The sequence below is a fragment of the Streptomyces sp. NPDC020731 genome, assembly GCF_044334705.1.
Lineage (GTDB): Bacteria > Actinomycetota > Actinomycetes > Streptomycetales > Streptomycetaceae > Streptomyces.
In genome coordinates, this window is the sequence record NZ_JBIRTN010000013.1 from 82,917 (window position 1) to 108,858 (window position 25,942).

Annotated in this window: 21 protein-coding genes; 9 read left to right on the forward strand and 12 right to left on the reverse strand. The window is 71.1% G+C overall.

Features of this window, described 5'->3' with window-relative positions; genetic code table 11:
• Positions 1-148: 148 nt before the first annotated feature.
• Positions 149-1,051 carry a tRNA (adenine-N1)-methyltransferase gene (locus ACH4VX_RS21075; protein WP_398369023.1) on the reverse strand — a complete coding sequence of 301 codons (903 nt, stop codon included), beginning with the start codon at positions 1,049-1,051 and terminating at the stop codon, positions 149-151.
• A gap of 58 nt (positions 1,052-1,109) precedes the next feature.
• Entirely contained in the window at positions 1,110-2,639 is a 1,530-nt protein-coding gene (locus ACH4VX_RS21080) for a site-2 protease family protein (protein WP_398369024.1), read from the reverse strand.
• 327 nt (positions 2,640-2,966) lie between these two features.
• On the opposite strand from ACH4VX_RS21080, the gene ACH4VX_RS21085 reads away from it, so the two are divergent.
• Both ACH4VX_RS21085 and ACH4VX_RS21090 read left to right on the forward strand, forming a co-directional pair.
• A complete protein-coding gene (locus ACH4VX_RS21085; RefSeq protein ID WP_398369028.1) occupies positions 2,967-3,893 on the forward strand; it encodes a RecB family exonuclease in 927 nt (308 codons plus the stop codon).
• Positions 3,894-3,907: 14 nt separating this feature from the next.
• Positions 3,908-4,579 (forward strand): response regulator, encoded by a 672-nt coding sequence (locus tag ACH4VX_RS21090; RefSeq protein WP_398369030.1) that lies wholly within the window; start codon positions 3,908-3,910, stop codon positions 4,577-4,579.
• Here ACH4VX_RS21090 and ACH4VX_RS21095 read toward each other — a convergent pair.
• The 4 genes from ACH4VX_RS21095 to metH all read right to left on the reverse strand — a co-directional run bounded on the left by ACH4VX_RS21095 (position 4,543) and on the right by metH (position 11,664).
• Entirely contained in the window at positions 4,543-5,031 is a 489-nt protein-coding gene (locus ACH4VX_RS21095; RefSeq protein WP_398369031.1) for a hypothetical protein, read from the reverse strand. The genes ACH4VX_RS21090 and ACH4VX_RS21095 overlap by 37 nt on opposite strands.
• Positions 5,032-5,279: 248 nt before the next feature.
• Complete coding sequence (locus tag ACH4VX_RS21100) at positions 5,280-6,887, reverse strand: ABC transporter substrate-binding protein (RefSeq protein ID WP_398369033.1); 1,608 nt, start codon at positions 6,885-6,887, stop codon at positions 5,280-5,282.
• A gap of 445 nt (positions 6,888-7,332) precedes the next feature.
• Complete coding sequence (locus ACH4VX_RS21105; RefSeq protein ID WP_398369035.1) at positions 7,333-8,034, reverse strand: HAD family hydrolase; 702 nt, start codon at positions 8,032-8,034, stop codon at positions 7,333-7,335.
• A gap of 117 nt (positions 8,035-8,151) precedes the next feature.
• Positions 8,152-11,664 carry a methionine synthase gene (metH, locus tag ACH4VX_RS21110; protein ID WP_398369036.1) on the reverse strand — a complete coding sequence of 1,171 codons (3,513 nt, stop codon included), beginning with the start codon at positions 11,662-11,664 and terminating at the stop codon, positions 8,152-8,154.
• A 300-nt stretch (positions 11,665-11,964) separates the two neighbouring features.
• Here metH and ACH4VX_RS21115 point away from each other — a divergent pair, with 300 nt between their 5' ends.
• The 6 genes from ACH4VX_RS21115 (at position 11,965) to ACH4VX_RS21140 (ending at position 19,070) form a co-directional block, all read left to right on the forward strand.
• On the forward strand, positions 11,965-12,729 hold the full coding sequence (locus tag ACH4VX_RS21115) for an IclR family transcriptional regulator (RefSeq protein WP_398369038.1): 765 nt from the start codon (positions 11,965-11,967) through the stop codon (positions 12,727-12,729).
• Positions 12,730-13,061: 332 nt separating this feature from the next.
• Positions 13,062-13,856 carry an MIP/aquaporin family protein gene (locus ACH4VX_RS21120; RefSeq protein ID WP_398369040.1) on the forward strand — a complete coding sequence of 265 codons (795 nt, stop codon included), beginning with the start codon at positions 13,062-13,064 and terminating at the stop codon, positions 13,854-13,856.
• Between the two features lie 72 nt (positions 13,857-13,928).
• On the forward strand, positions 13,929-15,467 hold the full coding sequence (gene glpK, locus ACH4VX_RS21125; protein WP_398369042.1) for a glycerol kinase GlpK: 1,539 nt from the start codon (positions 13,929-13,931) through the stop codon (positions 15,465-15,467).
• A gap of 8 nt (positions 15,468-15,475) precedes the next feature.
• Positions 15,476-17,092, forward strand: a complete 1,617-nt coding sequence (locus ACH4VX_RS21130; RefSeq protein ID WP_398369043.1) for an FAD-dependent oxidoreductase — start codon at positions 15,476-15,478, stop codon at positions 17,090-17,092.
• A 133-nt stretch (positions 17,093-17,225) separates the two neighbouring features.
• A complete protein-coding gene (locus ACH4VX_RS21135) occupies positions 17,226-17,897 on the forward strand; it encodes a FadR/GntR family transcriptional regulator (RefSeq protein ID WP_398369045.1) in 672 nt (223 codons plus the stop codon).
• A 162-nt stretch (positions 17,898-18,059) separates the two neighbouring features.
• The gene (locus ACH4VX_RS21140) at positions 18,060-19,070 is read left to right on the forward strand and encodes a PAC2 family protein (protein WP_398369047.1); all 1,011 of its coding nucleotides are present in this window, start codon (positions 18,060-18,062) and stop codon (positions 19,068-19,070) included.
• 65 nt (positions 19,071-19,135) lie between these two features.
• Here ACH4VX_RS21140 and mshC read toward each other — a convergent pair whose 3' ends face one another.
• From mshC to ACH4VX_RS21160, 4 genes are all read right to left on the reverse strand, one after another.
• Positions 19,136-20,365, reverse strand: a complete 1,230-nt coding sequence (gene mshC / locus ACH4VX_RS21145; protein WP_398369049.1) for a cysteine--1-D-myo-inosityl 2-amino-2-deoxy-alpha-D-glucopyranoside ligase — start codon at positions 20,363-20,365, stop codon at positions 19,136-19,138.
• A gap of 103 nt (positions 20,366-20,468) precedes the next feature.
• On the reverse strand, positions 20,469-21,302 hold the full coding sequence (locus ACH4VX_RS21150; protein WP_398369050.1) for an SCO1664 family protein: 834 nt from the start codon (positions 21,300-21,302) through the stop codon (positions 20,469-20,471).
• A complete protein-coding gene (locus ACH4VX_RS21155) occupies positions 21,266-21,856 on the reverse strand; it encodes a DUF3090 domain-containing protein (protein WP_398369051.1) in 591 nt (196 codons plus the stop codon). Before ACH4VX_RS21155 ends, ACH4VX_RS21150 begins: the two co-directional genes overlap by 37 nt.
• Before the next feature lie 106 nt (positions 21,857-21,962).
• Positions 21,963-22,649 carry a histidine phosphatase family protein gene (locus tag ACH4VX_RS21160; RefSeq protein WP_398369053.1) on the reverse strand — a complete coding sequence of 229 codons (687 nt, stop codon included), beginning with the start codon at positions 22,647-22,649 and terminating at the stop codon, positions 21,963-21,965.
• A gap of 55 nt (positions 22,650-22,704) precedes the next feature.
• Here ACH4VX_RS21160 and ACH4VX_RS21165 point away from each other — a divergent pair, with 55 nt between their 5' ends.
• Positions 22,705-23,700 carry a magnesium and cobalt transport protein CorA gene (locus ACH4VX_RS21165; RefSeq protein ID WP_398369055.1) on the forward strand — a complete coding sequence of 332 codons (996 nt, stop codon included), beginning with the start codon at positions 22,705-22,707 and terminating at the stop codon, positions 23,698-23,700.
• Between the two features lie 21 nt (positions 23,701-23,721).
• On the opposite strand, the gene ACH4VX_RS21170 is transcribed toward ACH4VX_RS21165, so the two are convergent.
• The gene (locus ACH4VX_RS21170; protein WP_398369057.1) at positions 23,722-24,510 is read right to left on the reverse strand and encodes a ferritin-like domain-containing protein; all 789 of its coding nucleotides are present in this window, start codon (positions 24,508-24,510) and stop codon (positions 23,722-23,724) included.
• Positions 24,511-24,729: 219 nt separating this feature from the next.
• Complete coding sequence (locus ACH4VX_RS21175) at positions 24,730-25,785, reverse strand: LLM class F420-dependent oxidoreductase (protein WP_398369059.1); 1,056 nt, start codon at positions 25,783-25,785, stop codon at positions 24,730-24,732.
• Positions 25,786-25,942 lie beyond the last annotated feature (157 nt).

Here is a 25,942-nt window from a genome sequence, read left to right on the forward strand (position 1 = left end):
GGGGGTCGGGGGGGGGGGCCCGGGGGAGGGTTTGCCCCGCCGGGCCGGGGGGCCGGGGCGCGGGCCCACCGGCCGGCGGGGGGGGCCCCGGGGGGGGGGGGCCCCGCCCCCCCGGGCGCCTGTCCGTTGCGGGGGGTGGCGGGCCGCGTCAGCGGGCGGCGCCCGCGTCGGCGTTGGGGCCCGTGTAGTCCTCGCCGTAGGCGCCCTTGGCGGGGCGGCGTCGGCGCATGGGCGGCTCGACACCGTCGGCGAGGCGGCGGGCGGTGAGCAGGAAGCCGGTGTGGCCGATCATCCGGTGGTCCGGGCGGACGGCCAGGCCCTCGATGTGCCAGTTGCGGATCATCGTCTCCCAGGAGGTCGGCTCGTTGAAGCAGCCGATCTCGCGGATGGACTCGACGGTCCGGGCGAGCTGGGTGGTGGTGGCGACGTAGCAGCACAGGATGCCGCCGGGGACGAGCGCCTTGGAGACGGCCTCCAGACACTCCCAGGGGGCGAGCATGTCGAGGATGACGCGGTCGACGTCGGTGTCGGACAGGTTGTCCTGGAGGTCGCCGACGGTGAGCTGCCAGGCGGGGTGCGGGCCGCCGAAGTAGCGCTCCACGTTCTGCCGGGCGATGTCGGCGAAGTCCTCGCGGCGCTCGTAGGAGTGCAGCATGCCCTGGTCGCCGACGGCACGCAGCAGGAAGCTGCTGAGCGAGCCGGAGCCGACGCCGGCCTCGACGACGCGCGCGCCGGGGAAGATGTCGGCGAAGGCGAGGATCTGCCCCGCGTCCTTCGGGTAGACGACGGCTGCCCCGCGGGGCATGGACAGGACGTAGTCGGGGAGCAGGGGGCGCAGCGCGAGGTAGGCGACGTTCCCGGTGGTGCGGACAACGCTGCCCTCGGGAGCGCCGATCAGTTCGTCGTGGGGGAAGGAACCCTTGTGGGTGTGGAAGTTCTTCCCGGCCTCGAGCGTGAACGTGTAGTGGCGGCCCTTGGGGTCGGTCAGCTGAACCTGGTCCCCGACCTTGAAGGGCCCGCGCCTGCGGGCGGCACCGGTCGGTTCGGACATGTGAACAGCCTACCCGTCCCTGGAGGGGGCACCGACCACTGCCGGTGCGGGCGGGGGTTCAGCTGGGCCGCGCCATCGCCTTCACGAAGGCGCGCTCGACGTCGGCCGCGGACAGGACGCCGTAGATCTCGCCCGTGTCCTCGACCACCAGGTACTCGGTGGCCGGGGTCGCGCGCAGGGTGTCCAGGAGGTCCTCTCCTGCGAGCTCGGCGGAGACGTGCATGCCGTCGGTGAGGTCCTGGGCGAGTCCGCCGACGGGTACCCAGGGGCGGCGGTGTTCGGGTACGCCGACGATGGCGGCCTCGCGGACCAGGGAGAGGGGGACGCCGTCGGGGTCCACGACGACCAGGGCGCGGGCGCCGGCGGCGTTGGCCCGGCGCAGGGCCTCGGAGAGGGGTGTGTCGGTCTCGACGGGCACCGCGCGGCGGGTGAGGTTGCGTGCGCGCAGCTCGGGGAGGTGTTCACGCAGCCGGGCCATGCGCAGGCTGTTGCCGGCGCCGGTCCAGATGATCGCGGCGAGGATGGCGGCGAGCAGGGCGTCCAGGACGGTGTCCATGCCCACGTTGTCCACGGCGTCCGAGCCGAGGGCGCCGGACTGGGTGAGCAGCGGGAGGCCGATCAGGACGGCGACGGCGAGGGCGCGGCCGACCCAGGCGGCGGCGATGGTGCCGGTCATGGGCTTGCCGCTGATCGCCCAGACGACGGCGCGGAGCATGCGGCCGCCGTCCAGGGGGAGACCGGGCAGGAGGTTGAAGACGGCCACGATGAGGTTGGAGATCATCAGGCCGGCCAGCAGGACGCCGGGGACGCTGCTGGGGTCGACGGCCAGCAGCGCGAGGTAGAAGAGGCCGGACAGGACGAGGGAGAGCAGGGGGCCGACGAAGGCCAGCACGAACTCGCGGCCGGGGGTCTCGGCCTCCTTCTCGATCTCGGAGACGCCGCCGAAGAACTGGAGCTGGATGCGGCGCACCGGGAGTTTGAAGCGGAGGGCGGCGAGGGTGTGGGCGAGCTCGTGGATGAGTACGGAGGCGTAGAAGGCGACCGCGAAGAACAGGGAGACGAGGTAGCTGACGGCGCCGAGCTCGGGCAGCACGCGGTCGATCTGTCCGCCGAACACCCAGGTGATGAGGATGGCGACGAGGAACCAGCTGGGTGCCACGTACACCGGCACTCCGAACGGGCGCCCCATCAGCAGTCCGCCCCGCTGCTTCTCCTGCGGCCGCGACGCCCGACCGGCACCGGAGTGAGCCGGCGGTCGCCCCCCGCCACGCCCACCGCTCGGCCCGCCCGCGGGCGGGGAGGACCCGCCGGACGGCTCGGCGGCCGGTGTCCGGGGACCGGTACGGGTGCCGTCGGCCGCGGTACCGCCGGGAGGGCCCGGCTGGGGGGAGGCGGAGGGTGCGCCTGGATCGGCGGCCGGGGGGCGCGGGTGGGCGGGGGCGCCGTCGGGTCGGTCGTCGGCAGGCCTGTCCGCGGGGCCGTCGGTGGGGTGGCCGGGCTCGGGGGTGGTCGGAGGCCGAGGGCCCGTGTGGTCGGGCGTCTCGTCGTTGCCGGGTCGCGGCTGTCCGCGCCCGCCGCTTACGTCCACCGGTGTCCCCTCGTTCGCTGCGTCTCCCGCGCCTGCCGGACGGGAGGGTCTCGTGTCGATGGTATGCGGCCTGCGCCGCACGTTCCGCCCCGGCACCCTGTCTCCTCCCCTCCTCCCCTCCTTCCCCTTCCCTCCCCGCCGTCACGCGTAGCGCCTGCGGCCGGTGGGCGGTTCGGGGTCGTGCCGGGGGTGTGCGTCCTCGGACCGGGGCGCGATCGGCCCGCTGGAGGGAGTGCGGGGCGCGGGCGCCTCGGCCCTCCCCGCCCCGTCCCCTCCGTGCCGCCGGCGGCGCACGCTCTGTCAGCGGCGGGCCGTAAGGTCTGTGGCATGGAGACGAGCATCGAGGGCGAGGAGCCGGCCGGCGGCGGCCCGGTCACCGTGGGCGTGCGAGCGGACACGGCCGCCATACCGCCCGCCTCGCTGTCCCCTTCACGTGCGAGTGACTTCATGCAGTGCCCGCTGCTGTACCGGTTCCGGGTCATCGACCGGCTGCCGGAGAAGCCGAGCGAGGCGGCGACCAGGGGCACGCTGGTGCACGCGGTGCTGGAGCGCCTCTTCGACGCCCCGGCCGCCGAGCGCACCGCGCCCCGGGCGAAGTCGCTGGTCCCGGGTCAGTGGGACCGGCTGCGCGAGACCAGGCCGGAGGTCGTGGAGCTGTTCGCCGACGATCCGGAGGGCGAGCGGCTGGCGCGCTGGCTGGCGGAGGCGGAGAGGCTGGTCGAGCGGTGGTTCTCACTGGAGGATCCGAGCCGGCTGGAGCCCGCCGAGCGGGAGCTGTTCGTCGAGGCGGAGCTGGACTCCGGACTGAGACTGCGCGGCATCATCGACCGGGTGGACGTCGCGCCGACCGGCGAGGTGCGGATCGTCGACTACAAGACGGGCAAGGCGCCCCGGCCGGAGTACGCCGAGGGCGCGCTGTTCCAGATGAAGTTCTACGCCCTGGTGGTGTGGCGGCTGAAGAAGGTGATCCCGCGCCGTCTCCAGCTGGTGTACCTCGGCAGTGGTGACGTGCTGACCTACGACCCCGTGCTCGCGGATCTGGAGCGGGTGGAGCGCAAGCTGCTCGCGCTGTGGGACGCGATCCGGCTGGCGACCGAGACGGGTGTCTGGCGCCCTCGCCCCACGAAGCTGTGCGGCTGGTGCGACCACCAGGCGCACTGCCCGGAGTTCGGCGGCACTCCCCCGCCGTACCCCCTCCCGGTGAGGGCGCCTGAGTCCGGCGGGGCCCAACAGGGCAGAATGGGGCCGGACTAGCGAAGGAGACTCAGGTGGCCATCCGCGTCCTACTGGTCGACGACCAGCCGCTGCTGCGTACCGGGTTCCGGATGATTCTGGAGGCCGAGCAGGACATCGCGGTCGTCGGCGAGGCCGGAGACGGCCTCCAGGCCCTGGACCAGGTGCGGGCGCTGCAGCCCGATGTGGTGCTGATGGACATCCGCATGCCGCGGATGGACGGGGTGGAGGCGACCCGGCAGATCACCGGGCCCGAGCGGGACGGGCCGGCGAAGGTGCTGGTGCTGACGACGTTCGATCTCGACGAGTACGTGGTGGAGGCCCTGAAGGCGGGGGCCAGCGGTTTCCTGCTGAAGGACGCCCCGGCCAACGAGCTGGTGCAGGCGATCCGTGTGGTGGCCGCCGGGGAGGCGATGCTCGCGCCGAGCATCACGCGCCGGCTGCTGGACAAGTACGCCACGCATCTGCCGTCCGGTGACGAGCCGGTGCCGAACACGCTGCACACGCTGACCGAGCGTGAGGTCGAGGTGCTGAAGCTGGTGGCGCGCGGGCTGTCCAACGCGGAGATCGCCGCCGACCTGTTCGTCAGCGAGACCACCGTCAAGACGCACGTCGGTCATGTGCTGACGAAGCTGGGGCTGCGCGACCGGGTGCAGGCGGCGGTGTACGCCTACGAGAGCGGGCTGGTGCGCCCCGGCGCGCAGTAGCCCGACAGCCATGATGCGACGGGGGCGCCCTCCCCGACGGGGAGGGCGCCCCCGTCGCATCGGTACGGCGCCGGCTCTTGCTCAGCTCCCAGAACCGGAAGACGGTCGAGGCGTCGAGGCGGTACTCCAGGCCGTACACGCCGTCCTGGACGACCGCGTACTGCTTGGCCTGCCGGACCGAGGACGGGGACGTCCTGGATCCGGCCGAACTCCCCGTCGGTGGCGGAGCGGTCGCTCCGGGCGGCCGCGCGTGGGAGGAGCGACTCGGTGACGGTGCCGCCGTCGTAGTCGTTGTCCGGCACGTTGCCCTCGCCGAAGAAGGGCCCGGTGAAGTTCTCGGCGTCCGGGTGGTCGGGCACCCAGCCCTTGACGTGGACGCCGTACTCGCCGGCCGCGATGTCCTCTCTCGTACTGGGCGAAGCGACTGGAAGACGTTGTTGAACAGCGGCCATGAGCCGGGGTCGTGGCCGGAGGCGGGGTCGGTGGACAGGACGTCGTCGGACATCCCCACCACGACGTCGGAACCGTCGGCCCCCGTGTCGCCGCTCCGGGTGCCACATCCGGTCGGCAGGCCGGTGGCCGGCCCCGCCACGACGGGCAGGACCGGCCACGGGTTACGCACCTTCACGTGCTGTGCGTGCTGTGCCTTGTCGTTCTTACTGCCCGGACCGTGCGACCGGTCCGGTTCCATGCGGTTTCGTCACTCGCTGACGCCGCGCCCGAGCTCCCACAGCTGGAGAGTCGAGGAGGAGTTGAGCGCGTAGGCGGTGCCGGTGACGCCGTCGCGTGCGGCGACGTACTGCTTGCCCTGCCACAGCGGGATCAGCGGGACCTCGTCGGCGACGATGTTCTGGATCTCGGCGAGGCTGTCGGAGGCGGACAGCCGGTCGGCCTGGCGGCGCGACTCGGGGATCAGCTCCTTGATGATCTTGGAATTGGCGTAGGGCGAGCTGAGGAAGTTGTCCTTGTCGAGGAAGGGGGCGGTGAAGGCGTCGGCGTCCGGGAAGTCGGGGAACCAGCCCATGCCGTAGACGTCGTACTTCTCGTTCTGAGCAGCGGTCTTGAACTTGTTCCAGGTCTCGCTCTTGATGTCGGTCTCGAACAGACCGCTGTCGTTGAGCTGCTTGCTCAGCTGCTCGAACTCCGTCTTGGCGGCGGGGCCGTAGTGGTCGTGCGTGTAGTGCAGCGTCAGCTTCACCGGGGTGCTGACGCCGGCCTCCTCCAGCGCCGCGCGGGCCTTGGCCACGCTCGGGTCGCCGTACGTGTTGAAGAACGCGTTGGTGTGACCGGTGACGCCGGCGGGGACCAGCGAGAACAGCGGCTCGGCCTGGGAGCCGTAGACGTTGCCGACCAGCTCGCCGCGGTTGATGACCTGGGCCATCGCCTGGCGGACGGCCTTGTCCTTCACCGTGGGGGCTTCGGTGTTGAACGCCAGGTACCGGATCTCCAGACCGGGCGACTCGACCACCTCGATCTCGTCGTCGGTGGCGGTGCCGAGCTCCTGGATCTGCTCCGGCGACATGGTGCGGGTCGCCATGTCGATGTCGCCCTTCTCCAGCGCCTCGCCCATGGCCTCGGCACTGTCGTAGGAGACCATCTCGACCTTGTCGTTGTTCACCTCCAGCGCGCCCTTGTAGGAGGGGTTCTTGGTGAAGGTGGCACTGACCATCGTGCCGTCCTCGACCTTGCCCTCGAGGGTGTACGGGCCGGAGGCGTCGATCTCGAAGCCTTCGCGCAGCTTGTTCTTCTCGTAGTCGTCCGGGTTGACGATGCCCGCGACCGGAGTGGACAGCTTGTACGGGAAGGTGGCGTCGGCGCTCTTGAGGTGGAAGATCACCTCGCGGTCGCCCTGCGTCTCGACGGTGTCGATGGTGGACAGCAGCGCGAACACACCACTGTCGCCCTTGATGTCGAGGGCGCGCTCGATGGAGAACTTCACGTCCTCCGCGGTGACCTCGTCGCCGTTCGAGAACTTCAGGCCGTCACGCAGGGTGCAGCTGTAGCGCTCGTTGCCGGCGTCGGTGAATCCGCAGGACTCGGCGGCCTCGGGCACCGGCTCGCCGTCGCCCCGGGGCTGGACCATCAGGGTCTGCACGGTCTGCCGCAGGATGTTCCAGGTACCGACGTCATAGGCCCAGGCCGGGTCGAGGGGCGCGGGGCCGTCCTCCTTGGATGCGGTGAACCGGTCCGTGGTGCCCACGACGATCGCGTCGCCGTCTCCGCTCCCGCCCTCGGTGTCGCCGCAGGCGGCGAGCACCGGCGCGAGCAGGCCCATCGCGGCCGCCAGCACCAAAGTCTTGCGGTTCATGCTCGAGTTTCTCCAGGACTGTCGACTCCGTGTATCCGGCATGCGGGGGTTGTTGCAGCGGATCACAGGGATGGGGGCGAGGTTCTCGCGATGACATTAGTCCGCGCCCGCAGGAGGGTTCGCGGCCGCCGGAGTTGAAGGCACATCACGCAGTGGAACCGGGTGTGAACGCACCGGTAAAGGCGACCGGGGAAGGATTGGTGCAGCTTCTCATGAATCGGGACACAAAGGCGCACCGGCGACCTCCCAAAGGAGGGTGAAGGCACAGGTGGACATCGTTGTCGACCCCCTCCCATGTGGTGAACCTCACATGTGAAAACGGGCTCGACGGCACCGGAATTCGGCCACCGACAAGCGGGTCGAATTCTTTCGGGCGCATGCGCCCGGGCCCGTGAAGCCGAGTGGCGGGAATTCCGGCGGTAACACCATTGCGCTGGGTGAACGCCTAGCGCATTTCCGTCATCACACCGCGCAGGAATGTCAGGTCCACGACTTCCAGGGAGGGAACGACCGTCCGCCGGGCGGCCGGGGTGATCGGACCCACCGAGGGGACCGCGACGACCTGGCAGCCCGCCGCCTCGGCGGCGGCGACACCGGTCACGGTGTCCTCGACGACGGCGCACCGTACGGGGTCCACACCGAGCCCGGCGGCGGCCGCGAGATACGGATCGGGGTGCGGCTTGGTGCGCGGTACCTCGTCGCCGGCGATCGACAGCGCGAAGTGCCGGGGGCCCAGCGTGGTCAGCACCCGGTCGATGATGCGCCGGTGGGAGGCGGAGACGAGCGCCGTGGGGATCCCGTACTCGGACAGTTCGGCGAGCAGCCGCGCGGCGCCCGGCATCAGCGGCAGGGCGTGGTCGATGCGGTCCTCGAAGCCGTCGTTGAGCAGCACCGTCAGTTCGGGGAGGCCGATGTCGGCACCGGTGGCCTCGATGAGGAACCCCGCGCTGCGGGTCATGGGGCCGCCGACCACGACATGGCGCCAGGAGTCGTCGAGGGTGTGGCCGAGGGAGGCGAAGACCTCGACCTCGACGTCCCACCAGAAGCCCTCCGTGTCCACCAGGGTGCCGTCCATGTCGAGGAACACGGCCTGCAGGGCCGAACCCTCGGCCGTTGGGGTTCCGAGCGCGGGGACCGTACTGGTCATCCACGTACCTCCTTCACAGGGACGACCAGGCCGGTTCCCACGAGGGGAACCGGCCTGCGGTGGACCGACCAGTGTACGTCGTACGGGCCGCGAACGCCCGGTGTGGCTGGTGGAGCCTCAGCGGGCGTTGAAGTACTTGGCCTCCGGGTGGTGGATGACGATGGCGTCCGTGGACTGCTCGGGGTGCAGCTGGAACTCCTCGGAGAGCTGCACACCGATGCGTTCGGGTTCGAGCAGGGCGGCGATCTTGGCGCGGTCCTCCAGGTCGGGGCAGGCTCCGTAGCCGAGGGAGAAGCGGGCGCCCCGGTACTTCAGGGCGAACATGTCCTCCATCGCGGCCGGGTCCTCGCCCGCGAAGCCGAGTTCGGAGCGCACGCGCGCGTGCCAGTACTCGGCGAGGGCCTCCGCCAGCTGCACGGAGAGCCCGTGCAGCTCCAGGTAGTCGCGGTAGGAGTTGGCCTCGAACATCCGGGCGGTCTCTTCGCCGATCCTCGATCCGACCGTGACCACCTGAAAGCCCACCACGTCGGTCTCGCCGGACTCCTCCGGGCGGAAGAAGTCCGCCAGGCACAGCCGGCGGCCGCGGCGCTGGCGCGGGAAGGTGAAGCGGGTGCGCTCGTTGCCCTGCTCGTCCAGGACGATCAGGTCGTCGTCCTTGGAGACGCACGGGAAGTAGCCGTAGACCACGGCCGCCTCCAGCAGGTTCTCCGTCTGGAGCCGGTCGAGCAGTCCGCGCAGCCTGGGCCGGCCCTCGGTCTCGGCCAGCTCCTCGTAGGTCGGCCCGTCGCCGGTGCGGGCCTGCTTCAGACCCCACTGGCCCTTGAACAGGGCGCCCTCGTCGAGCCAGCTCGCGTACTCCTTGAGCTGGATGCCCTTGACGACGCGGGTGCCCCGGAAGGGCGGGGTGGGGACCGGGTTGTCGGTGGCGACGTCGGAGCGGACGTGCCCCTCCTCGGGCCGCTCCTCGATCTCCACGGTGGCCGCGCGGACCCGGCGCTGCTTCAGTTCGGGCAGCTGGGCACCGGGCACCCCGCGCTTGATGCCGATGAGGGCGTCCATCAGGCGCAGGCCCTCGAAGGCGTCGCGGGCGTAGCGGACCTCGCCCTGGTAGATCTCGTGCAGGTCCTGCTCGACGTAGGCGCGGGTGAGGGCGGCGCCGCCGAGGATCACCGGGTAGTCGGTGGCCAGGCCGCGCTGGTTGAGCTCCTCCAGGTTCTCCTTCATGATCACCGTGGACTTCACCAGCAGCCCGGACATGCCGATCACGTCGGCCCTGTGCTCGTCGGCGGCGTCCAGGATCGCGGAGACCGGCTGCTTGATGCCCAGGTTGACGACGTTGTAGCCGTTGTTCGACAGGATGATGTCGACCAGGTTCTTGCCGATGTCGTGCACGTCGCCGCGCACGGTGGCCAGCACGATGGTGCCCTTGCCGGCCTCGTCGGTCTTGTCCATGTGCGGCTCGAGGTGCGCCACGGCGGTCTTCATCACCTCGGCGGACTGGAGCACGAACGGCAGCTGCATCTGGCCGGAGCCGAACAGCTCGCCGACCACCTTCATGCCGTCCAGGAGGGTGTCGTTGACGATGTCGAGGGCCCTGCGGGTCTTCAGGGCCTCGTCCAGGTCGGGCTCGAGGCCGTTCTTCTCACCGTCGATGATGCGGCGCTTGAGGCGCTCCTCCAGGGGCAGCGCGGCCAGTTCCTCGGCCTTGCCCGCCTTGAGCGACTTGGCGGTGGCGCCTTCGAACAGCTGCATGAGCTTCTGCAGCGGGTCGTAGCCCTCGCGGCGCCGGTCGTGGATCAGGTCCAGCGCCGTGCGGACCTCTTCCTCGCTGAAGCGGGCGATGGGCAGGATCTTCGACGCGTGCACGATCGCCGAGTCCAGGCCGGCCTTGACGCACTCGTCGAGGAAGACCGAGTTCAGCAGGATGCGGGCGGCCGGGTTGAGGCCGAAGGAGATGTTCGACAGGCCCAGCGTGGTCTGCACCTTCGGGTGGCGCCTCTTCAGCTCGCGGATGCCCTCGATGGTGGCCAGGCCGTCCTTGCGGGACTCCTCCTGGCCGGTGCAGATGGTGAAGGTCAGACAGTCGACGAGGATGTCCTCCTCGCGGATGCCCCAGTTGCCGGTCAGGTCGTCGATCAGCCGCTCGGCGATCTCGACCTTCTTCTCGGCGGTGCGGGCCTGACCCACCTCGTCGATGGTCAGCGCGATCAGCGCGGCACCGTGCTCCTGGGCCAGCCGGGTGACGCGGGCGAACCGGGACTCGGGTCCTGCGCCGTCCTCATAGTTCACCGAGTTGATCACCGCGCGGCCGCCGAGCTTCTCCAGCCCGGCCCGGATGACGTCGACCTCGGTGGAGTCCAGGACGATGGGCAGGGTGGAGGCGGTGGCGAAACGTCCGGCCAGTTCCTCCATGTCGGCGACGCCGTCACGGCCCACGTAGTCCACGCACAGGTCCAGCATGTGCGCGCCCTCGCGGATCTGCTCGCGGGCCATCTCCACGCAGTTGTCCCAGCGGCCCTCGAGCATCGCCTCGCGGAACTTCTTCGACCCGTTGGCGTTCGTCCGCTCACCGATCGCCAGGTAGGAGGTGTCCTGACGGAAGGGGACGGTCTGGTAGAGGGAGGCGGCGCCGGGTTCCGGGCGCGGGTCGCGCTCCGTCGGCGCGAGGTCGCGCACCCGCTCCACGAGCTGCCGCAGGTGCTCGGGCGTGGTGCCGCAGCAGCCGCCCACCAGGGACAGTCCGTAGTCGCGGACGAAGTTCTCCTGGGCGTCCGCCAGCTCTCCCGGAGAGAGCGGGTAGCGGGCGCCGTCCTTGGTGAGTTCCGGCAGGCCGGCGTTGGGCATGCAGGACAGCTGGACGCGGGAGTGGCGGGCCAGGTGGCGCAGGTGCTCGCTCATCTCGGCCGGGCCGGTGGCGCAGTTCAGGCCGATCATGTCGATGCCCAGCGGTTCCAGCGCGGTGAGCGCGGCACCGATCTCGGAGCCGAGCAGCATGGTGCCGGTGGTCTCGACCGTGACCGACACGATCAGCGGGACCTCGAACCCGGCGGTCTCCATCGCGCGGCGGGCGGCGATCACGGAGGCCTTGGTCTGCAGCAGGTCCTGGGTCGTCTCCACCAGCAGCGCGTCCGCGCCGCCCGCGAGCAGGCCCTCGGCGTTCTGCCGGTAGGCGTCCCGGATGGCGGCGAAGGTGGTGTGGCCGAGGGTGGGCAGCTTGGTGCCGGGTCCCATCGAGCCCAGCACCCAGCGGGTACGGCCGTCCCGCGCCGCGTACTCGTCGGCCGCCTCGCGGGCGATGCGGGCGCCCGCCTCGGACAGTTCGGCGACGCGCTCCGGGATGTCGTACTCGCCCAGGGCGGTGAGGTTGGCGCCGAAGGTGTTCGTCTCGACGCAGTCGACTCCGGCGGCGAAGTACTCGGAGTGGACGGAACGGACGATGTCCGGGCGCGTCAGGTTCAGGATCTCGTTGCAGCCCTCGAGGTTCTGGAAGTCCTCGAGCGTGGGGTCCTGGGCCTGGAGCATGGTGCCCATGGCTCCGTCTGCGACCACCACCCGGGTGGCGAGCGCCTCACGGAGGGCGGACACACGGGTCCGGCTGTCGGCGGAAGGGGTCAGCGGCAACGAGGCCATGAAAGGGGCTCCCTCTGGGTGCGACGGCTGTCGGCTTTGCGGCTGCCCGGGAATCCCCTCACGGAGCGTCCCCGGCTGGGCGCACCTCGCCAGAGTATCCGGGACCGCTCCCTGATGTTCAGGGCGTCCACGGGGCGGACGATGATGGCCGACGGCCGGCGTACGGAGTACGAGCGGCGGAGCCGATCACGTCCGACCATTAGCGAGAGGTCGACATCGACCGGTAGTGTTCGACATTGCCGAACGGCGGCAGCGGCGCGTCGCGGGTCGACGGCCGAAGGGGACGGAGGCAGTACGGCGATGGCACGGAACATCCAGTCGCTCGAACGGGCGGCGGCGATGCTGCGGCTGCTCGCGGGTGGCGAGCGACGGCTCGGCCTGTCGGACATCGCCTCGTCGCTGGGCCTCGCCAAGGGCACCGCCCACGGCATACTGCGCACCCTCCAGCAGGAGGGATTCGTCGAGCAGGACGACGCCTCCGGGCGCTACCAGCTGGGCGCCGAGCTGCTGCGCCTGGGCACCACCTATCTCGACGTGCACGAGCTGCGGGCACGCGCCCTGGTGTGGACGGACGACCTGGCCCGCTCCAGCGGCGAGAGCGTCTATCTCGGCGTGCTGCACCAGCGGGGCGTACTGATCGTGCACCACGTCTTCCGGCCGGACGACAGCCGGCAGGTCCTGGAGATAGGGGCCATGCAGCCGCTGCACTCCACGGCCCTGGGCAAGGTGCTGTCGGCCTACGACCCGGTGGCCCACAGCGAGGCGCTGGAGGCCGACCGCACGGCCTTCACCGACCGCACGGTGTGCGATCCGGACGCCTTCGAGCGCATCCTCGACCTCATCCGCGCGCGTGGCTACGCGGCGGACGTGGAGGAGACCTGGGAGGGTGTCGCCGCCGTCGCCGCCCCCATCCACGACCGGCGGCGCATGCCGGTGGGCGCGGTGGGCATCACGGGGGCGGTGGAGCGGCTGCGCCGGGACGGCGAACTGCGGCCCGAACTGATCGCGGCGGTACGGGACTGCGCCCGCGCGGTGTCGCGGGACCTGGGCGCCGGGCGGTTCTGAGCGGAACGCGAAGGAGACCGGGATGCCGTTCGGCGTTCCGGTCACAGCCATGCCCCGGGGCGGACATACCGGGTGCGAGCCGGCACAACCGTCGCGAAGATCGATAACTCGGGGCGATCAATAACGATCGCGTTTTCGATAACCAAACTCTTGACGCCCGCGAGGTGCCGGGAAAGACTCCCGTCCATCGGTCGGCATTGTCGAACACCTACCGGCAATACGAGTTAGAGTGTGACAACGCCAAGGGCCGGCATCGCTCTCACCCTGAGGGCGCCAATCCCCGGTGGGACCCGGGGGTCGGCTTCCCTGGACGAAGGACAAAGGAGTCGCGGGTGTCCAGCTCCGACATCTTCATCGGCGAGACCATCGGTACCGCCATACTCATCCTGCTCGGCGGCGGCGTCTGCGCCGCCGTGACCCTGAAGGCCTCCAAGGCCCGTAACGCCGGCTGGCTCGCCATCGCCTTCGGGTGGGGTTTCGCCGTCATGACGGCGGTGTACATCGCCGGTCCGCTCTCCGGCGCCCACCTCAACCCCGCCGTCACCGTGGCGCTCGCCATCAAGGACGGCGAGTGGGGCAACGTTCCGACCTACTTCGCCGGAGAGTTCCTCGGCGCGATGATCGGTGCGGCTCTGGTCTGGGTGGCCTACTACGGCCAGTTCCTGGCCCACCTCACCGACAAGGAGATCGTCGGCGGCCCGGGCGCGCAGGCCACCGCCGCCAAGGCGGTCGAGGCGCAGGAGAAGGGCGCGGGCCCGGTGCTCGGCGTCTTCTCCACCGGTCCGGAGATACGGCACACGGTGCAGAACCTCGCCACGGAGATCGTCGGCACCTTCGTGCTGCTGCTCGCCATCCTCACCCAGGGCCTGAACGACGCGGGCAACGGCCTGGGCGTGCTGGGCGGTCTGATCACGGCGCTCGTCGTCGTCTCCATCGGTCTGTCGCTGGGCGGCCCGACCGGTTACGCCATCAACCCGGCCCGTGACCTCGGCCCGCGCGTCGTGCACGCCCTGCTGCCGCTGCCCAACAAGGGCGGCTCCGACTGGTCCTACGCCTGGATCCCGGTGGTCGGCCCGCTGATCGGCGGCGCCCTCGCGGCCGGCCTCTACAACGTCGCCTTCGCGTAGGCCGCACATGCCGAATGCCGCAGCAGCGCCGTACGTACTGCCCCGTAACCAAGGAACCCCCAGGAGCACACAGTGACCGACGCCCACACCGCCGGCCCGTTCATCGCCGCCATCGACCAGGGCACCACCTCCTCCCGCTGCATCGTCTTCGACCGTGACGGGCGCATCGTCTCCGTCGACCAGAAGGAGCACGAGCAGATCTTCCCCAAGCCCGGCTGGGTCGAGCACGACGCCACCGAGATCTGGACCAACGTCCAGGAGGTCGTCGCCGGGGCCATCGAGAAGGCCGGCATCACCCGTGACGACATCAAGGCCATCGGCATCACCAACCAGCGCGAGACGACCGTGCTGTGGGACAGGAACACCGGTGAGCCGGTCCACAACGCCATCGTCTGGCAGGACACCCGCACCGACGCCCTGTGCCGCGAGCTCGGCCGCAACGTCGGCCAGGACCGTTTCCGCCGCGAGACCGGCCTTCCGCTGGCCTCCTACTTCGCCGGTCCCAAGGCCCGCTGGCTGCTCGACAACGTCGACGGCCTCAAGGAGCGCGCCGAGGCGGGCGACATCCTCTTCGGCACCATGGACACCTGGGTCATCTGGAACCTGACCGGCGGCGTGGACGGCGGCCACCACGTCACCGACGTCACCAACGCGTCCCGCACGATGCTGATGAACCTGCACACCATGCAGTGGGACGAGAAGATCGCCGAGTCCATCGGCGTCCCGCTGACGATGCTGCCCGAGATCCGTTCCTCGGCCGAGGTCTACGGCGAGATCACGGGCGGCCGGCTGGGCGAGCTGCTCGGCGGCATCCCGGTCGCCTCCGCGCTGGGCGACCAGCAGGCGGCCCTGTTCGGCCAGACCTGCTTCTCCGAGGGCGAGACCAAGTCGACGTACGGCACCGGCACCTTCATGGTGATGAACACCGGTGACAAGATCATCAACTCCTACAGCGGGCTGCTGACCACGGTCGGTTACAAGATCGGCGACCAGGACACGGTCTACGCCCTGGAGGGCTCGATCGCCGTCACCGGTTCGCTGGTGCAGTGGATGCGCGACCAGATGGGCCTGATCTCCACCGCCGCCGAGATCGAGACCCTCGCCCTGTCGGTCGAGGACAACGGCGGCGCCTACTTCGTGCCGGCCTTCTCCGGCCTGTTCGCCCCGTACTGGCGCTCCGACGCCCGCGGTGTGATCGCCGGCCTCACCCGGTACGTGACCAAGGCGCACCTCGCGCGCGCCGTGCTGGAGGCCACCGCCTGGCAGACGCGGGAGATCGCGGACGCCATGACGAAGGACTCCGGCGTGGAGCTGACCGCCCTCAAGGTCGACGGCGGCATGACCTCCAACAACCTGCTGATGCAGACGCTCTCGGACTTCCTGGACGCCCCCGTGGTGCGCCCGATGGTCGCCGAGACCACCTGCCTCGGTGCCGCCTACGCCGCCGGCCTCGCCGTCGGCTTCTGGAACAGCACCGACGACCTGCGCGCCAACTGGCGGCGGGCCGCCGAGTGGACCCCCCGCATGGACGCGGAGACCCGCGACCGTGAGTACAAGAGCTGGCTCAAGGCCGTCGAGCGGACCATGGGCTGGCTCGAGGACGAGGAGTAAGAACCGCCATGACCACCCAGTCCACCCTGCAGTCCGTGCCTGCCCTGGGGACGCACCCGGCCTCCGGCTCGAACCCGAGCCGCGCCGAGACCCGGGAGCAGCTTTCCAAGGCGTCGTACGACCTTCTCGTGATCGGCGGCGGCATCCTGGGCATATCCACCGCCTGGCACGCCGCGCAGTCCGGCCTCAGGGTGGCCCTGGTGGACGCCGGCGACTTCGCCGGCGCCACCTCCTCCGCCTCCTCCAAGCTGCTCCACGGCGGTCTGCGCTACCTGCAGACCGGCGCGGTGAAGCTGGTGGCGGAGAACCACTTCGAGCGCCGTGCGGTCTCCCGCCAGGTGGCCCCCCACCTGGCGAACCCGCTCACGTTCTACCTCCCCGTGTACAAGGGCGGGCCGCACGGCGCGGCGAAGCTCGGCGCCGGTGTCTTCGCGTACTCGGCGCTGTCCGCCTTCGGCGACGGCGTCGGGCACCTGCTCTCGCCGGCCAAGGCCGCGCAGGACGTGCCGGAGCTGCGCACCGACAACCTCAAGGCCGTGGCCGTGTACGGCGACGACCAGATGAACGACGCGCGCATGGCACTGATGACGGTCCGCGCGGCGGCCGAGTCCGGCGCGGTCGTCCTCAACCACGCCGAGGTGACGGGCCTGCGCTTCACCCGGGGCCGGGTCACCGGTGCCGAGCTGCGCGACCGTCTGACGGGCGACGAGTTCGGGGTGAACGCCCGGCTCGTGCTCAACGCGACCGGCCCGTGGGTCGACCACCTGCGCCGTATGGAGGACCCCGACGCCGCGCCGTCCATCCGGCTGTCGAAGGGCGCGCATCTGGTCCTGAAGCGGACCTCCCCCTGGAAGGCCGCGCTGGCCACGCCGATCGACAAGTACCGGATCACCTTCGCCCTCCCCTGGGAGGACATGCTGCTGCTCGGCACCACCGACGAGGAGTTCGAGGGCGACCCGGCGGACGTCGCGGTCACCGAGAAGGACACCGCGCAGATACTCGACGAGGCCGCGTTCTCCATCCGCGACCAGCAGCTCGACCGTGACCTGATCACCTACGCCTTCGCGGGGCTGCGGGTGCTGCCCGGCGGCCCCGGGGACACGGCCAAGGCCAAGCGGGAGACCGTCGTCACCGAGGGCCGGGGCGGGATGCTGTCCGTCGCGGGCGGCAAGTGGACCACCTTCCGCCACATCGGCCGTACGGTGATGCAGAAGCTCCAGGCGCTGCCCGGCCATCCGCTGGGCGACGACTTCGAGCCGATCGCCTCGCTGCCGAAGAAGCTGCCGCTGCCGGGCGTGGCCAACCCCCGCGCGGTGGCCCACCGACTGCTGGTGGACGGCCCGGCCCCCGGCCCGCGCATGGCGGCGGACACCGCCAGGCACCTGGCCACCCACTACGGTTCGCTGGCCTTCGACATCGCCCGGCTGGCCAACGACGACCCGGCGCTGGCACAGCGCGTGCACCCGGACGCCCCGGAGATCTGGGCGCAGGTCGTCTGGGCCCGGGACCACGAGTGGGCCGAGACCGCGGACGACGTGCTGCGCCGCCGCACCACCCTGACGATCCGGGGCCTGGCCACGGACCAGGTCCGCGCCGACGTGCAGGACCTGCTCGACAAGAAGTGACCGCCACTCCCCCGGCTCCCCCCGCACGGGAGCCGTTACCGGGTCAGGGGCGGCTCCGCGCCGACGGAGCCGCCCCTGACCCGTACATAATGGGCTGGATACATCGGAGGTCTGGTCCGCAGGGAGGCGCGGTATGACAGTGACCGACGAGGCGATCGAGAAGATCAAGGGAATGATCGTCTCGGGCGCGCTGCGTCCCGGCGCCCGGCTGCCCAAGGAGAGCGAGCTGGCGGCCGGGCTGGGGCTGTCCCGCAACTCGCTGCGCGAGGCGGTGCGCGCCCTGTCGCTGATCCGCATCCTGGACGTACGGCAGGGCGACGGCACCTACGTCACGAGTCTCGATCCGCAACTCCTGCTGGAGGCGATGAGTTTCGTCGTCGACTTCCACCGCGACGACACGGTCCTGGAGTTCCTCGCCGTACGCCGCATCCTGGAGCCGGCCGCGACGGCCCTCGCGGCCACCCGGATCGACGAGGAGCAACTGGACGCGCTGTCGGATCAGTTGGACAAGCTCGGCGACGAGCCGTCGGTGGAGGACCTGGTCGCCGCCGACCTGGAGTTCCACCGGGGCATCGTGCGCGGCTCCGGCAACTCCGTGCTGTGTTCCCTGCTCGACGGCCTGTCGGGTCCCACCACCCGGGCCCGGATCTGGCGCGGGCTCACCCAGGAGGACGCGGTCGGCCGCACCCTGCGCGAGCACCGGGCCATCCTCGCCGCCCTGCGGGACCGGGACGCGGAGGCGGCGCGGTCCTGGTCGACGGTGCACATCGCGAGCGTGGAACAGTGGCTGCGGTCCACGCTGTGAACGCCTCCTTCCGCCCCGGGGCTCCCGGCTCGCCGAAGGGTGTTTCCCGGTGCCCGGCGGGGCAGTGATGGGGGCACTCCCCTCGTGAGGGGGCTGCGGGCGCCCCGTGGGCACGCCGTAAGGTTGGGGCGTACGCGAGGGCACGTCGGAAGGAGGCGCTGGGTGATCGAGCTCGAGGGGGTTCCCGAGCTGGTCGACCCGGTCATGGTGGCCGCGTTCGAGGGCTGGAACGATGCCGGTGACGCCGCCTCCACCGCGGTCGCGCATCTGGACAGGGAGTGGAAGGGCGAGGTGTTCGCGGCGCTGGACGCCGAGGACTACTACGACTTCCAGGTGAACCGTCCCACGGTGTTCATGGACGGCGGGGTCCGCAGGATCACCTGGCCGACGACGCGGTTGTCGGTGGTCCGGGTCGGCGGCGAGAAGCCGCGCGACCTGGTGCTGGTCCGCGGCATCGAACCGTCCATGCGGTGGCGTTCGTTCTGCAACGAGATCCTCGGCTTCGCGCACGAACTCGGCGTGGAGCTGGTGGTCGTGCTGGGCGCGCTGCTCGGTGACACCCCGCACACCCGGCCGGTCCCGGTCAGCGGGACCACGTCCGACCCCGACCTGGCCCGCCGCATGGATCTGGAGGAGACCAAGTACGAGGGCCCCACGGGCATCGTCGGCATCCTCCAGGAGGCGTGCGCGCACGCGGGCGTGCCCGCGGTGTCGCTGTGGGCGGCGGTTCCGCACTACGTGTCGCAGCCGCCCAACCCGAAGGCCACGCTGGCCCTCCTCAACCGCCTGGAGGACCTGATCGACGTGCGGATCCCGCTGGGCGAACTGCCCGAGGACGCGCGTGCCTGGCAGGTGGGCGTGGACCAACTGGCCGCGGAGGACAGCGAGGTGGCCGAGTACGTCCAGACGCTGGAGGAGGCCCGGGACACCGCGGAGCTGCCGGAGGCGTCGGGCGAGGCGATCGCCCGCGAGTTCGAGCGCTACCTGCGGCGTCGTGACGGGGCGTCGGGTCCGCCCGGCGGGCATGCCACCGCCGACGGCTCGGACGGTACGTCGTACCGGCGGGAGGGCCCGGGCGGGCGCACCCGCCCGCCGAAGCCGCCGAAGCCGGAGACGGACTCCGACCCGGGCCCGGACTCGGACCCGGGCGGCGACGAGTCGTCGGAGGACTGACCGAGAGGACCGCACGAAGGGGCGCCCCGTTCCGGAACGGGGCGCCCCTTCGTTGTCGCGTCCGGCTACAGTGCCACGCCGAGCAGCGCGTCCACCGCGCGGGAGACGACGCCGGGCGCGCCGGTGTCCGTGCCGCCGCTCTCCTCCTGGAGCACGGTCCAGCGGTCGACGGCGGCCAGCGCGGCCGGGGCGTCCAGGTCGTTGGCGAGCGCCTCCCGGATCTCCTCGACCAGCGCCTCGGCGGGCGGACCGTCGGGACGGGAGACCGCGGCACGCCAGTGGGCAAGGCGGGTCACCGCGTCCTGGAGGACCTGGTCGGTCCACTCCCAGTCGGCGCGGTAGTGGTGGGCGAGCAGCGCCAGCCGGATCGCCGCCGGGTCCACGCCGTCGTGCCGCAGCCGGGACACGAAGACCAGGTTGCCCTTGGACTTGGACATCTTCTCGCCGTGCAGGGCGACCATGCCGGCGTGGACGTACGCCGTGGCCATGGGGAACTCGCCGGTGAGCACCTGGGCGTGGGAGGCGCCCATCTCGTGGTGCGGGAAGACCAGGTCGGAGCCGCCGCCCTGGACGTCGAAGCCCATGCCGAGGTGGTCGAGGGCGATGGCCACGCACTCGATGTGCCAGCCGGGGCGGCCCCGGCCGAGGGAGCCGCCGTCCCAGCTCGGCTCGCCCTCGCGGGCGGCCATCCAGAGCATCGGGTCGACGGGGTTCTTCTTGCCCGGACGCTCCGGGTCGCCGCCACGTTCGGCGGACAGCAGCCGCATGGCGGCGGCGTCGAGGTTCGAGACCTGGCCGAAGTGCGGGTCGGACTCGACGGAGAAGTAGACGTCGCCCTCGATCTCGTAGGTCGCACCGAGGTCGCGCAGCCGTTCGACGAGCGGGACGATGCCGGGTATCGCCTCCACGGCGCCTATGTACTGCCGCGGGGGCAGCATCCGCAGGGCCGTCATGTCCTCGCGGAACAGCGCGGTCTCGCGCTCGGCGAGCTCGGCCCAGTCGAGGCCGTCCCGCTCGGCCCGCTCCAGCAGCGGGTCGTCGACGTCCGTGACGTTCTGGACGTAGTGAACCTGCCGCTTGGTGTCGAGCCACACGCGCTGCACGAGGTCGAACGCGTTGTAGGTCGCCGCGTGTCCGATGTGGGTGGCGTCGTAGGGGGTGATGCCGCAGACGTAGATACGGGCGACGGGACCGGGGTCGGAGGTGATCAGACCCCCGGTCGCGGTGTCGTGGATCCTCAGGTCGCGGCCCTGACCGGGCAGGGCGGGGACCTCGGAAGCGGGCCAGGCATGCATGTCATGAGCCTAACCGGACCGCGGTTCGGAATACGAACGGGAGCGGGCCGGATGACCGGGAAGGCCCTCTTGCGCCGCGCCGTCCGGCGTGCTCGCGGTGCCGTCAGACCGGGGGCCAGGGGATGGCCGGCCAGTCGCCGGCCGGCTGTGGGTGGGTGCCGGTGGAGAGGAGGGCCTCGACGCGTGCGCGGGTGGCGTCGATCTCCGCGGGGGTGATGAGGGGGGTCAGGGCGGTGGTGAGGGCGCCGGTGCCGGTGAGGGCCGTCCTGAGGCCCTCGAGGACGTCCAGCGCCTCCGCGGTCAGGGGCTCCCCCGCCCAGCCCCACAACAGGGTGCGGAGCTTGTCCTCGGCATTGAAGGTGACTCCGTGGTCGATGCCGTACAGCCGGCCCTCCGCGGTGGGCAGCAGATGGCCGCCCTTGCGGTCGGCGTTGTTGATCACCGCGTCGAGGACCGCGAGCCGGCGCAGCCGCTCGTCGTCGGCGTGCACGAGCAGGGCGGTGCGGCCCTCACCGACCTCGGCGAAGCCGATCGCCTTCCAGCCCGGTTCCGGTTCCTCACCGTCGACCAGGGCGAGGAGTTCCGCACCGGGCGCCGTCTCGATCCACAGCTGGCACATGCCCTCGCCATAGGGGCCGTCGCGGAGGACGGTGGGCGGCACGAGGCCCCAGCCGGTCGCCTCGGAGACCGCGTGGGCGGCGACCTCGCGCCCGGCGAGCGTGCCGTCGGGGAAGTCCCACAGGGGCCGCTCCCCGGCGACCGGCTTGTAGACGCACGCGGCTTCCCGGCCCTCGTACGTCACGGTGCAGTACAGCGCCGCGTTCGACGCCTCACGGATGCGCCCGCGCACGGTCAGCCCGCCCTCGGCGAGCAGCATCGCGGCGGCCGGGTCGGCGGCCGTCACGCTCCGCGGCGGTATCCGTTCTGGCGCGGACATACGTGTCCTTCCGGGTCGAGCGGGAGGCTGCACAGCGGGCACGGCGGCCGCCCGGCGTTGACGATGTCGAGGGCGCGCTTGGCGAAGGCCCGGGCCTGCGCGCCGGTGAGCCGGACGCGGAGCATCGGGGGCCCGTTCTCCTCGTCCTGGAGCAGCCGCTCCTCGGCCTCGGCGAGGTCCTCCTCGGTGTCGGCGTCCAGTTCGACGAGGGCCTGCGCCTCGACGATCATGCGCTGCTCCTCGCCGTCCCAGGCGAGCGCCATGGTGCCGACGCGGAACTCCTCCTCCACGGGGGTGTCCAGCGGGGCGCTGTCGGTGGTCTCGGCCGGCGTCATCGCGGGCACCGCGGCGCTGCCGCCGCTGCGGCGTACGACCTCGTCGAGCAGTTCGTCCATCCGCTCGGCGAGCGCCGCGACCTGGGTCTTCTCCAGGGCCACGCTGGTCACCCGGGAGCCGGCGGAGGCCTGGAGGAAGAACGTACGGCGCCCTGGCAGTCCGACCGTACCGGCCACAAAACGTTCCGGTTGGTCGTAGAGGAACACCTGACGGGACACGTCCTGTCTCCATTGAGAGTCGTGGTGGGCGTTGGGTGGGGGGACGGGCGGCTGTTCGAAACGGGGACGCACTGCTGCGACCGCTTCACCCTACTGCGCCCGACGATCACGGTGCGCCCGCGCCGCCCCCGACCGTGGCGTCGTCGGCCGGCGGTTCCTCGCGCGGCGCCAGGGACGCGAAGTCGCCGGTGTCGCCGAGGCGGACGAGAAAGGGACGCAGCCGTGTGTAACGGATCGCGGTGATGGAACACGGTTCAACAGCAATCCGCTGGAAGAGGTCGAGATGAAGTCCGAGTGCGTCCGCGACGAGGGACTTGATGATGTCGCCGTGCGAGCACATGAGGTACACGGCGTCGGCGCCGTGATCGCGCTCCACGCGCGCGTTCCACTCGCGTACCGCCTCGGCGGCGCGTGTCTGCATCGCGCGCATGGACTCCCCGCCGGGGAAGGCCGCCGCCGACGGGTGCGCCTGCACCACCTCCATCAGGGGCTCGTCCTTGAGCTCGGCGAGTTTGCGGCCCGACCAGTCGCCGTAGTGGCACTCGCCGATGCGGTCGTCGGTGTGCGGGGTCAGGCCGGGACGTTCCTCCAGCAGCGGCCGGATCGTCTCCTGGCAGCGCTGGAGCGGGCTGGTGACGATCTCGGCCAGCGGCAGCTCGGCGAGCCGTCCGGGCAGTGCGGCGGCCTGGGCGGCGCCGCGGTCGTCGAGGGCGACACCGGGCGTCCACCCGGCGAGCAGTCCCTCGGTGTTGGCGGTGGAACGTCCGTGCCGGACCAGGAGCAACGTGGGCATGCGGCCCAGGGTAGGGGGTCCGGTGTGTTCGCCGTAGGAAGGGAGAAAGGGCTTCGTGATCGTCGACTGTGCCATCTACCGGGAGGGACATCGGTCGGAGGGGCCCCACGACTTCTCCGACGCGCTGGACGAGGCGCGGTCGGCCGGGGGGTTCGTCTGGATCGGGCTGCACGAGCCGACGGCGGACGAGTTCGACCTGGTCGCGCAGGAGTTCAGCCTGCATCCGCTGGCGGTCGAGGACGCCCTCAAGGCCCATCAGCGGCCCAAGCTGGAGGTGTACGACGACTCGCTCTTCGTGGTGCTGAAACCGGTCGTGTACGAGCCGCGGAGCGACACCGTCTCCTCCGGCGAGGTCATGATCTTCCTCGGTGATTCCTTCGCGGTGACCGTACGGCATGGCGAGGGGACGCCGCTCAAAGCCGTACGGGGGCGGCTCGAGCGGGAGCCCGAGCTGCTGGGTGAGGGGCCCACATCGGTGCTGTACGCGATCGCCGACGCGGTCGTCGACCACTATCTGGACGTGGCGACCGAGCTGCAGACCGACCTGGAGGAGCTGGAGGCGGAGGTCTTCACCCCCGACGGCGGGGGGTCGCGGCACACCGCCTCCCGGATCTACAACTTCAAGCGGCAGGTCCTGGAGTTCCGCCGCGCGACCGGGCCGCTGGCGCTGCCGATGACGCGGCTGGCGGGGGTGGGCACGTACGGGGCGGGGGTGCCGTTCGTGGAGGACAGGGCGCGGCCCTTCTTCCGTGACGTGCACGACCACCTCACCCGGGTGAACGAGTCCGTGGAAGGGCTGGACCGGCTGGTCTCGGACATCCTCTCGGCGCATCTGGCGCAGATGAGCGTGCGGCAGAACGACGACATGCGGAAGATCTCCGCGTGGGCGGCCATGGCCGCGATCCCCACGATGCTCGCGGGGATCTACGGGATGAACTTCGAGCACATGCCGGAGCTGCGGTGGGAGTGGTCGTATCCGGTGGTGATCCTGGTGATGGGTGTGCTGGAGGTGCTGGTGTTCCGCCTGTTCAAGCGGCGGGGATGGATGTGAGGGGGCCGTGCGGGTGTCCGGTCACGCGAACTCCGGTTCCGGGTTCGCCGGGCCGCCGAGCGCGTTGCGGCGGTCGGGCATCTCGAGGGAGACCATGCGGCGCCAGCCGCCCAGGCGTTCGTACGCGTACACCGCGTGGATGCCTGCCGCGAGGACCGCTGCCTTGGGCCTGGGCCAGCCGAGGATGCGGCCCATGTGGGCCATCACCGCCAGGCTGACGTCCCGGTGGACGCGGATCTCCGCGAGCGCGCACTCGCGCAGGGTGCGCTGGATCGCGCGGCCGTGTCCGGCGTACGCGAAGCGCAGCAGTTCCTCGTGGCAGTAGGCGAGGTGGTTGCCCTCGTCGTTGGAGATCATCCCGACCGCGCGGCCGAGGTCGGGGTGGTCGGCGAAGTGCCTGCGGAGCAGGTCCATCTGCTCGGAGGCGCGCTGTTCGGTGACCCTGCTGTGGGCGAGGTAGGTGACGAGGTCCTGGACGGTGAGCGGCTCGTCGCGCCTCAGCCGGTCGTGGGCCAGGCCGATGCCGTTGTTCTCGAGGAGCATCGTGTAGTCGGTCTCCGGGGGGACCGGGACGGGCCTGAGGCCCCGTTTCTTCATCAGGGCGTTGAAGATGCGGCCGTGCTTGTCCTCGTCGGCACCGTGCCTGGTGATCTTGGGGGCGAGTTCGCGCCCGCTCTCGGGGACCAGCGCGGCGATACGGGCGTTCTCCCAGCCACCCTGGGACTCGCCGCTCGCGGCGATGGAACAGAACAGGGCGAAGGACTCGTCGTCGTCGACGATCTCCTGGAACAGACTCTTGGCCGAAAGCATGGTGGGCCACCTCTCCGCAGGCTTCCGCAGTTCCGAGGTTCCGCAAAGAACGAGTCAAGTGCGTGGGGCCGGGCGCGGCAACAGGTGTGTCGGGCAACTCCGCCGAAAGGAGTACGGAGCAGGGGGCGCGGGAGCGTAACCGGGTGGGTCGACGGGCGTTGTGGTGGGTGACGGCCGTGGCGGGGTGGATCTCCCGAGCCCCCACCACGGCCGTGGGGACTACGCGAGACCTGCGCGCTCCAGGGCCTCGGTGCCGGCGCGGAGGGACGCGAGGCGCTCGTCGAGCGTGAAGCCGGCCGGGGCGAGGGTGAGGGTGGTGACCCCGGCGGCGGCGTAGGCCTTCATCCGGTCGGCGATGCGGTCGACGGAGCCGAGGAGGGTGGTCCTGTCGATCAGGTCGTGCGGGACCGCGGCGGCCGCGCCCTGCTTGTCGCCGGTGAGGTACTTGTCCTGGATCTCGGCGGCCTCGCGTTCGTAGCCCATGCGCCGGGCGAGCTGGTTGTAGAAGTTCTGCTTGCGGCTGCCCATGCCGCCGACGTACAGCGCGGTGTAGGGGCGGAAGGTGTCGGCGAGGGTGGTGACGTCCTTGTCGTCGCCCACGGCGAGGGGGACGGTGGGGCAGACGTCGAAACCTTCGAGGGTCTTGCCGGCCTTCTCGCGGCCCGCGCGGAGGTGCTTGACGGCGGTGTCCTCGAGGTGGTCGGCGGAGGGGAAGATCAGCAGGGCGCCGTCGGCGATCTCGCCGGTCTGTTCGAGGTTCTTCGGGCCGATGGCGGCGATGTAGAGGGGGATGTGCTCGCGCTGGGGGTGCACGGTGAGCTTGATGGGCTTGCCGGGGCCGCCGGGGAGGGGGAGGGTCCAGTGCTCGCCCTCGTAGGAGAGGCGTTCGCGGGTCATGGCCTTGCGGATGATCTCGACGTACTCGCGGGTGCGGGCGAGGGGCTTGTCGAACTTGACGCCGTACCAGCCCTCGGAGACCTGGGGTCCGGAGACGCCGAGGCCGAGGCGGAAGCGGCCCTGGGAGAGGGAGTCCAGGGTGGCCGCCGTCATCGCCGTCATCGCGGGCTGGCGGGCGGGGATCTGGAAGATGGCCGAGCCCACGTCGATGCGGTGGGTCTGGGCGGCGACCCAGGTGAGTACGGTGGCGGCGTCGGAGCCGTAGGCCTCTGCGGCCCAGCAGACGGCGTATCCGAGGCGGTCGGCTTCCTGGGCCACGGCGAGGTTGTCCGCGTCCATTCCGGCACCCCAGTAGCCGAGGTTGATCCCTAGCTGCATGGCGGCTTTCCCCTTACCGATGAGTAACGTCGCTTGTGCGGAGACCTTATACCTCCGGCGGTCGGGTGGGGTGCCTGATATCTCCGGCGGTCGGGGGGTGCCTGCGGCTTCGGTGAGGGCTGGGGCAGCGCCTGCGGCCGGTGGGTGGGTCGGGGCC